At 73.9% G+C, this 8,592-nt stretch carries 7 protein-coding genes; 5 read left to right on the plus strand and 2 right to left on the minus strand.

The genetic code is table 11. The features are described 5' to 3' along the window. Positions 1–97: 97 nt before the first annotated feature. Positions 98–1,780 (minus strand): glucose-6-phosphate isomerase, encoded by a 1,683-nt coding sequence (pgi, locus tag CS2_RS00430; RefSeq protein WP_046527983.1) that lies wholly within the window; start codon positions 1,778–1,780, stop codon positions 98–100. Positions 1,781–1,896: 116 nt separating this feature from the next. Between pgi and CS2_RS00435 the strand changes: the two genes are divergently transcribed. After that, the gene (locus tag CS2_RS00435; protein WP_046530415.1) at positions 1,897–2,241 is read left to right on the plus strand and encodes a hypothetical protein; all 345 of its coding nucleotides are present in this window, start codon (positions 1,897–1,899) and stop codon (positions 2,239–2,241) included. Here CS2_RS00435 and CS2_RS00440 read toward each other — a convergent pair. Then, positions 2,228–3,511: a pectate lyase gene (locus CS2_RS00440; protein ID WP_070318414.1), complete on the minus strand. Its 1,284-nt coding sequence runs from the start codon at positions 3,509–3,511 to the stop codon at positions 2,228–2,230. The two genes, CS2_RS00435 and CS2_RS00440, sit on opposite strands and share 14 nt — an antisense overlap. 180 nt (positions 3,512–3,691) lie before the next feature. Here CS2_RS00440 and CS2_RS00445 point away from each other — a divergent pair, with 180 nt between their 5' ends. The 4 genes from CS2_RS00445 (at position 3,692) to CS2_RS00460 (ending at position 8,513) form a co-directional block, all read left to right on the plus strand. Beyond that, the gene (locus tag CS2_RS00445; protein WP_070318428.1) at positions 3,692–4,645 is read left to right on the plus strand and encodes a PfkB family carbohydrate kinase; all 954 of its coding nucleotides are present in this window, start codon (positions 3,692–3,694) and stop codon (positions 4,643–4,645) included. Between the two features lie 219 nt (positions 4,646–4,864). Further along, complete coding sequence (locus tag CS2_RS00450; protein ID WP_070318415.1) at positions 4,865–6,043, plus strand: ROK family transcriptional regulator; 1,179 nt, start codon at positions 4,865–4,867, stop codon at positions 6,041–6,043. A 133-nt stretch (positions 6,044–6,176) separates the two neighbouring features. Then, entirely contained in the window at positions 6,177–7,463 is a 1,287-nt protein-coding gene (locus CS2_RS00455) for an extracellular solute-binding protein (protein WP_046527986.1), read from the plus strand. A gap of 96 nt (positions 7,464–7,559) precedes the next feature. Then, positions 7,560–8,513, plus strand: coding sequence for a carbohydrate ABC transporter permease (locus tag CS2_RS00460; RefSeq protein ID WP_070318416.1), 954 nt, complete (start codon positions 7,560–7,562; stop codon positions 8,511–8,513). Positions 8,514–8,592: the final 79 nt, after the last annotated feature.

Below are 8,592 nucleotides of genomic sequence, written 5' to 3' on the forward strand. Positions count from 1 at the left end.
GACGGCCCGCGGTCCGCACGACCACCCCGCTCGGGGAGCCGTGCCGACCGCGGGCCGCGGTGCGTGCGCCGTCGCCGTGCCGCGACGGCCGCGCGGGTCAGTCCCGCAGCTCGAGGTACCTCGCGATGAGCGACCGGGTCGACGGGTCCTGCGCGTCGAGCGCGGCCGCGTCGCCCTGCACCGCGGGGGCGATCTCGAGGGCGAGCTTCTTGCCCAGCTCGACGCCCCACTGGTCGAACGAGTCGATGCCCCACACGACGCCCTGCGCGAACGTGATGTGCTCGTACAGCGCGATGAGCTGCCCCACGACCGACGGCGTGAGCGCCGGTGCGAGGATCGACGTGGTGGGGCGGTTCCCCGAGAACACGCGCGCGGGCACGATCTCCTCGGCGGTGCCCTCGGCGCGCACCTCGTCGGCGGTCTTGCCGAACGCGAGCGCCTTGGTCTGCGCGAAGAAGTTCGCGAGGAACAGCGCGTGCACGTCGGTCTCGCCGTCGCGCAGCGGGTACGCGGGGTTGGCGACCGCGATGAAGTCGGCCGGGATGAGGCGCGTGCCCTGGTGGATGAGCTGGTAGAACGCGTGCTGGCCGTTGGTGCCGGGCTCGCCCCAGAAGACCTCGCCGGTCTGCGTCGTGACGGGCGTGCCGTCCCAGCGCACGGACTTGCCGTTGGACTCCATGGTGAGCTGCTGCAGGTACGCCGGGAAGCGGTGCAGCTGCTGCGCGTACGGGAGCACGGCGTGCGTGTGCGCGCCGAGGAAGTTGACGTACCAGACGTTGAGCAGGCCCATGAGGAACGGCACGTTGCGCTCGAACGGGGTCGTACGGGCGTGCTCGTCGACCGCGTGGAAGCCCGCGAGCAGCTCGCGGAACGCGTCGGGGCCGATCGCGATCGCGAGGGACGTGCCGATCGCGGAGTCGACCGAGTAGCGCCCGCCGACCCAGTCCCAGAACCCGAACGCGTTGGCCGGGTCGATGCCGAACTCGGCGACCTTGTCGAGCGCCGTCGAGACCGCGACGAAGTGCTGCGCGACCGCGCCGCGCCGCGCCTCGTCGGTGTCCTCGATGCGGCCCTCGCCGACGAGCCGCTCCCACAGCCAGGCGCGCGCCAGGCGCGCGTTGGTCAGCGTCTCGAGCGTCGTGAACGTCTTGGACGCGACGATGAACAGCGTGGTCGTCGGGTCGAGGTCGGCCGTCTTCTGCGCGAGGTCCGTCGGGTCGATGTTCGAGACGAACCGCACCTCGAGGTCGTCGGCGACGTACGGCGCGAGCGCCTCGTAGACCATGACGGGCCCGAGGTCGGAGCCGCCGATGCCGATGTTGACGACCGTGCGCACGCGCTCGCCCGTGACGCCGGTCCACGCGCCCGAGCGGACCTTCTCGGCGAACGCGGACACCTCGGCCAGCACGCGCTGCACGTCCTCGTCGACCTGCTGCCCGTCGACGACCAGGGGAGGCTGCGCGCCCGCGGGGCGGCGCAGCGCGGTGTGCAGCACCGCGCGGTCCTCGGTGACGTTGATGCGCTCGCCCGCGAGCATCGCGGCGAACCGGTCGGTGAGCTGCACCTCGTCCGCGAGACGCGCCAGCAGCGCGATCGTCTCGTCGGTCACGAGGTTCTTCGACAGGTCGACCGTGAGGTCCGCGAGCGGCAGCGTGAGGCGCTGCGCGCGCTCGGGGTCCTGCGCGAACCACGTGCGCAGGTCGGGGCGCAGCGTGCTCTCGTGCTCCGAGAGCGCCTGCCAGGCGCTCGTGGTCGTCGGGTCGATGGGCGGCGTGGGCACGGGGTTCTCCAGGGTTCGACGAGCGGGGTGCGACTCGCGCACCCGCCCACCGTAGGGCCGGTGGGTGCGTTCTCGCACGGGACGTCCGGTCGTGCGCCGCGGCTACCGTGGGCGTCATGTCCCGCGTCCCCGTCGCGGCGGTCGCCGCCACCGGTCTCGTCGTCGCGTTCGCGCTCGCCCAGGGCACGGGCGTGCGCTGGCTCGGCGGTCTGGTGCTGCTGGTCACGGCCGCGTGGTGCCTGCGCGTGGCGGTGCCGCGCGTCGGGTGGTGGCGGCCCGTCGTCGTGCTCGTGGTGGGGCTCGCGCTGTTCGTCGCGTCGCACGTCGCGGCCGACGTCGCCGGGCCGTGGCCGGCCGTGCTCACGGCCGCGGCCGTGCTCGGTGCGACGGCCTGGGGGCTCGTCGACCGGGCACGGCCGCGCGCGCGTCGGACCGGTGCGGGGTCCGTCAGCGGTACGTGATGCCGGACGGGCTGTAGCCGCACGCGGCGCTGGGGCCGGTCGCAACCTTCGTCGGCTCGCCCGACGTGACCCCGCGGTACTCCTCGCAGATCGCGATCTTGCGGGACGGGTCGTTGACGACCGTCACGCCGGTGATCGTCGCGCGGTCCCCGAGGTTGGGGTTGATGCCGACGAGCGCCTTGCCCGGGGCGGTCACGAGCACGTTCTGCACCTGCACGGTGCGGGCGTGCTGGGTCGAGCAGTTGCCGCACGAGCGGTAGAGCTTGCCGAAGTCGCTGACCTGGAAGTTCTTGATCACGAACGTGCCGGGGCCGTTGTGCTGGAACACCTTGTCGGACGCGAGGCGCGCGCCGCCGCCGTCGACGGTCATGGTCTGGGACGCGGACGTGCCCTTGAACGTCGCGGCGTCCTCGCCGACGTCCTCCCACCAGACGTTCTGCAGCGTGCAGGTGCCGCGGCAGTGGATGCCGTCGCCGGCGCCGGTCCCGAGGATGACGTTCTTGAGGACGGCGCCGTCCGCGAGCTCGAACATGGGGGGCTGGCCCTCGTCCTGGCCGCCCGGCGCGATGCCGTAGTAGCGGACCATGCCCATGTCGCGCGTGCCCTGGATCTTGATGGTCGCCGACACCTTCTGCTGCCCCTGGGCGGTCGGCCACGCCGGGAACGCGCCGGGGGCGGCGGTCGGCTGGGGCGTCGGCTGCGTGGGCGCGCCGCTGCCGACCTTCACGAGCTGCCACTGCTGGTTGTACTGGTTGTTGTCCGTGAGCTGCGTGACGGTCGCGCCGTCGGCCGTGGACCGGTCGGTGACCGTGACGACCTTGGACGAGTGCCGGTTGACGAGCCGGACGTACGCGCCGCTCGCGGAGTCGACGAGCTTGAACTGCTGGTTGGTCGCGCCGAGGTCGGTGTACTGCCGGAACCCGGCGCCGTCGGCGGTGGACCACTCCCACAGGTCGAGGACCTTGCCCGAGTGCCGCGACTTCAGGCGGTACCAGCCCGACCCCGAGTCGACGAACTGCCACTGCTGCCACGCGCCGTCGTTGCGCGGCCACTGCTGGATGACGGCGCCGTCGGCGGTCGACGTGTCCCGCACGTCCATGACCTTGCCGGACTGCCGGTTGACCAGGACGTACCAGGCGGTGGTGTCGACGCTCGCGGCGGACGCGGCCGGCGCGGTCGTCAGGGCCAGCGTGCCGCCGAGCGCGAGCACGAGCGCGGCGGTGAGCACGGCGCGCAGCGGCGGCCGGGCGGTGCGGGGTCTGCGGTGCATGGGGTCCTCCCGGGACGTGGGCACGGGCGTGCGGGGAGCCAAGCACGGTCGTGCGGCCCGCGAGAAGGGCGCCGGGCACGGTGAAACGTTGAAGGTGTGAGCGTTCACACGGTCGTGGTCCGGGCGCGCGCCGTGGCTGGTGCGCCGCGGCTGCGCGCGCGCGTCTGGGACGATGCCGCGATGAGCACGCGACTGGTCTGCTGCGGCCTGACGACGCTCGACGTCACGCAGGTGGTCGACCGGCTGCCGGGTGCCGACGAGAAGGTCGTCGCCGACGGCCTCGACGTGACGTTCGGCGGGCCCGCGGCGAACGCGGCCGCCGTGGCGGTCGCTCTGGGCGTGCCGACGACGCTCGTGACGGTGCTGGGCGCCGGCCCGCTGGCGGACGTGGCCCGCGCGGGTCTGGCGGCCGCGGGCGTGGACGTCGTGGACCTCGCGCGGGGTGCCGAGGGCGTGCTGCCGGTCTCGACGGTGCTCGTGACGCGCGGCACGGGGGAGCGTGCGGTCGTGTCGGTCAACGGCGCGCGGGCGCCGCACGTCGCGGCGGACGTGCGCGTGCTCGACGGCGCGACCGCGCTGCTGGTCGACGGCCACCACGCGGGCGCGGCGGTGCCCGTGGCGCGCGCGGCACGCGCCGCCGGGCTGCCCGTGCTGCTGGACGGCGGGTCGTGGAAGCCGACGACGCCGGACCTGCTCGCGGTCGTGGACCACGCGGTGCTCTCGGCCGACCTGCTGGTCCCGGGCCTCGCGGACCCGCGCGCGGCGACGGGCGCGGAGCAGGAGGCCGCCGTGGCGGCGGTGCTCGCCGCCGTGGCCGCGCACGGCCCGCGGGTCGTCGCGCGCAGCGCCGGCGCGGGTGACGTGCGCGTGCGGCGCACGGTCGCCGGGGGTGGCGTGGTGCACGAGCGCGTGCGCCCCGCGAGGGTCGGCGCGGGCGACGTCGTGGACACGCTGGGGGCGGGTGACGTGCTGCACGGCGCGACGGCCGCGGCGCTCGCGCGGGGGAGCGGCTCGCTCGACGCGCTCGTCGAGGGAGTCCGGTGCGCGACCGTGTCGGTACGGCACGCGGGTGCGCGCGGGTGGCTCGCCGCCGCCGACGAGGGCGTGGTCCCCGAGGTGCTCACCGGCGCCTGACCCGCGCGCGTGCCACGCCCGCCCTGCTCCCGTCAGCGTCGCTGTCCTGGCCCGGTCCTGGCTCTGCCCCGCGTTTGACCTGCAGCGACGTCGTGCGACGAGGCCCGTGTTACCGCCGCGTCGCCCGCCGGGCGCACCCGTGTGAACGCCCGATCACGATGTGATCACGGTCACTCACGACCCTTGACGGCGATTAATAAGGAAGGTGTACTAACAAACATGTCCACGACGACGAGGTCCGGGACGGGCCGCCCGGGAGGCCCGGTCCAGCGCCAGCTGCGACCGACCGCCAAGGTGCTCCCGGAGCACGCGCGGGCCCACAACCGGGCGCTCGTGCTCGGGCACCTCTTCCACGAGGGCCCGTCGTCCCGCGCCGACATCGCGCGCAGCACGGGCCTCACGCGCGTGACCGTCTCCGACCTGGTGGCCGCGCTGCTCGCCGAGGACCTCGTCGCCGAGCTCGGCGTCCGCTCCGAGGCCCGCGTCGGCAAGCCCGCGACCCTCGTCGGGCTGCGCGCCGACGACCACCACGTCGTCACGCTCGACCTCACCGACGACGACACCGTGCACGGCGCCGTCATGACGCTCGTCGGGGAGGTCGTGCGCCGCGAGCGCGTCCCCACCGGCGGCGCGACCGGCGAGGCCGCGCTCGCGCTCGTCGAGGACGTCGCGCGTCGGCTCGTCGCCGCCGCCGCGCGGCCCGTCGTGGGCGTCGGCATCTCGTCGCCCGGCGTCATCGACGACGCGGGCCGCGTCGTCGAGGCGCCCAACCGCGGCTGGTACGACGTGCCGCTCGCGTCCCGGCTCTCCGCCGCGCTGGGCGTGCCCGTGCACGTCGCCAACGACGCCAACACGCGCGCGCTGGGGGAGTACACCTACGGCGGCGCCGACCCGAGCACCATGATCGTCACCGTCGGCCAGGGTGTCGGCGCCGGGCTCCTCGTGGACGGCGCGCTCGTGCGCGGCCGCGGCCACGCGGCCGGCGAGATCGGGCACGTCACCGTCGTCGACGACGACACGCCGGGCGAGGCGCCGCAGCCCTGCGCGTGCGGCCGCGCCGGCTGCCTCGAGACCGTGCTGAGCGCGCCGGCCCTGCGCCGTCGCACCGCCGGTCTCGCCCCCGAGGACGCCGACGCCGCGCTGGCGTCGGTCGGACGGACGCTGGGCCGCTGCCTCGCGCCCGTCGTCAGTGCGCTCAACCTCGCCGAGGTCCTGCTCTCCGGTCCGGACGAGCTGCTCGACGGACCCCTGCGGGAGGCGGCGACCACCATGCTCCGCGACCGGACGATGCCCGTGATCGGGCACGACCTGCGGTTGCGGATGGCCACGCTCGACGAGGACGCGGCGCTCGCGGGTGCCGCCGTGCTCGTCCTGTCCGGGCAGCTCGGGATCACGTGACGGTCCCGAGCCGCGCACCGGGGCCGGCCCGAGGTCACGTGACGACCTCGAGCCGACCGTCCAGCAGGTCGGCAGCACCACCCCCGGCGGTCGTCGTGGCGACGACCGCCTCGCTCAGGGAAGGGACCCCAACGTGAAGATCCTACGTTTCGGCGCCGCCGGTCTCGCGGCAGCGCTCCTGCTCACGGCGTGCTCCAGCGGCGACACGGCGGGCGGTGGCGGCACCGGCGGGTCGTCGGGCGGCTCCGACGGCGCCGAGATCCGCGTGTGGCTCGTCGGCACCGACACGCCCGACAAGGCGCGCGAGTACCTCACGACGACCTTCGAGGACGAGAACCCCGGCTCGACGCTCACGATCGAGGAGCAGTCGTGGACGGGCCTGGTCGACAAGCTCACGACCGCGCTGTCGTCGTCCGACTCGCCCGACGTGGTCGAGGTCGGCAACACGCAGGCCGCGACGTTCACGTCCGCCGGGTTCTTCGCGCCGCTCGACGACATCGAGGCCGACCTCGGCGGCGACGACCTGCTGCCCGGCTTCGTCAAGGCCGGCACGTGGGAGGACACGTTCTACGCGGCCCCGTACTACGCCGGCTCGCGCATCGTCTTCTACAGCCAGCAGCTCCTCGGCAGCACGGCGGTGCCCACGACGCTCGACGAGTACGTGAGCACGGCCGAGCAGGTCACGACGCCCGAGCGCTCGGGCGTGTGGTTCCCCGGGCAGGACTGGTACAACGCGTTGCCGTTCGTGTGGGAGAACGGCGGCTTCATCGCCGAGCCGCAGGACGACGGCACCTGGAAGGCCGGGTTCTCCTCCGAGGGCGGCATCGCGGGGCTCGAGCAGGTCCAGCAGCTCATGACGAAGGCGTCCAACGCCCCCAAGGACGGCGACGAGTCCGAGCTGCAGGTGCCGTTCTGCGCCGGGCAGACCACGTTCCTGTCCGCGCCGAACTGGCTGCGGGGCTCCATCGAGGCCGCGGCCGACGCCGAGATCCCGGGCTGCGCGGACACGTACGGCTCCGACCTGCACGCGTTCCCGCTGCCCGGCAAGGAGGCCGGCACCACCGCCAAGGTGTTCGCGGGCGGCTCGAACGTCGCGGTGGCCACCAAGTCGAAGAACGTCGACCTGGCCAAGAAGGCCCTGACGATCATGCTCTCCGACGAGTACCAGACGATTCTCGCCGAGAACTCGATGATCCCGGCGAAGAAGTCGCTCGCCTCGGCGCTGCCGGACGACGAGTTCACGCAGGCGTCCGCCGCGGCGGCCGCCAACGCCGAGCTCACCCCCGCGTCGCCGAAGTGGGGCGATGTCGAGGCGCAGCGCGTCATCCAGGACGCGCTCGTCCAGATCGCGCAGGGCGGCGACGTGCCGACCGTCGCGAAGCAGCTCGACGCGACCATCGAGTCGATCCTCAACGGCTGACCCCGCGTCCGCCGGGCCCGCGCCGCCGTGCGCGGACCCGGCGGGCGGGTGCCCCGTGCGCCCGCCCGGCCCCCGCCCGTCCGTCGGAGGAAGTCGATGAGCACCACCACGCTCCAGGCCGCGCCGCCCAGCGCGCCGGCCCCGCGCGCGTCGCGCGCGATCACCCCCGCCCGGCTGCTGCCGTGGCTGTTCCTCGCGCCCAGCCTCGCGGTGCTGGCCGTCATCACCGGCTACCCGCTCGTCCGCATGCTGTGGCTGTCGGTCCACGAGTACGAGCGCGCGCAGCTGCTGGGCGTGCCCGCGCCGTTCGTCGGGCTCGACAACTACACGGCCACGCTCACCGACGGCCGGTTCTGGACCGTCACGGCCCGCAGCTTCGCGTTCATGGTCGTGTGCGTCGCCCTGACGATCACGCTCGGCACGCTCGTCGCGCTGCTGCTCATGAAGCTCGGCAGGGCGCTGCGCCTCGTGCTGTCGGTCGGGCTGCTGCTGGCGTGGGCGATGCCGCCGCTGGCCGCCATGCTCGTGTGGGGCTGGATGTTCGACACGCAGTACGGCGTCGTCAACCACCTGCTCACCCGGCTCACGTCGACCAGCTGGACGGGCCACCCCTGGCTCATCGACCCGCTGTCCTTCTTCGCGGTGGCGGCGCTCGTCGTCGTGTGGGGCGCGATCCCGTTCGTCGCGTTCACGCTCTACGCGGGCTTCACGCAGGTCCCCGGCGAGGTGATCGAGGCGGCGCAGCTCGACGGCGCGAGCGCGCGGCAGCGGTTCTTCGGGATCCAGGTGCCGTACGTCCGGTCCATCTACGTCGTGCTGGTCGTCCTGTCGATGATCTGGGACCTCAAGGTCTTCACGCAGATCTTCGTGCTGCAGGGCATCGGCGGCATCAAGTCCGAGACGAGCACGCTCGGCGTCTACATCTACGAGATGGGCATGGCGCAGGGCCACTACGGCGCCGCGAGCGCGATCGCCGTGATCTTCACCGTCATCATGCTCGTGATCTCGGCGTACTACGTGCGCGCGACGGTCAAGGAGGAGGAGCTGTGAGCCTCGCACCCGCCGGCCCGGCGCCCGCGACGCCGCCCGTGGCCGCCACCGCCGCGCCCGCGGGCGCGCGGCCCGTCGC

The sequence above is a fragment of the Cellulomonas iranensis NBRC 101100 = JCM 18110 genome, from assembly GCF_001552375.1.
In the GTDB taxonomy this organism is placed as follows: Bacteria; Actinomycetota; Actinomycetes; order Actinomycetales; family Cellulomonadaceae; genus Cellulomonas; species Cellulomonas iranensis.

Bases quoted from the DNA above. Each gene is read 5' to 3' on its own strand.
- CS2_RS00435 (WP_046530415.1), top strand. From the start codon at position 1,897: ATGTCCCGCGTCCCCGTCGCGGCGGTCGCCGCCACCGGTCTCGTCGTC.
- CS2_RS00440 (WP_070318414.1), bottom strand. From the start codon at position 3,511: ATGCACCGCAGACCCCGCACCGCCCGGCCGCCGCTGCGCGCCGTGCTC.
- CS2_RS00445 (WP_070318428.1), top strand. From the start codon at position 3,692: ATGAGCACGCGACTGGTCTGCTGCGGCCTGACGACGCTCGACGTCACG.
- CS2_RS00450 (WP_070318415.1), top strand. From the start codon at position 4,865: ATGTCCACGACGACGAGGTCCGGGACGGGCCGCCCGGGAGGCCCGGTC.
- CS2_RS00460 (WP_070318416.1), top strand. From the start codon at position 7,560: ATGAGCACCACCACGCTCCAGGCCGCGCCGCCCAGCGCGCCGGCCCCG.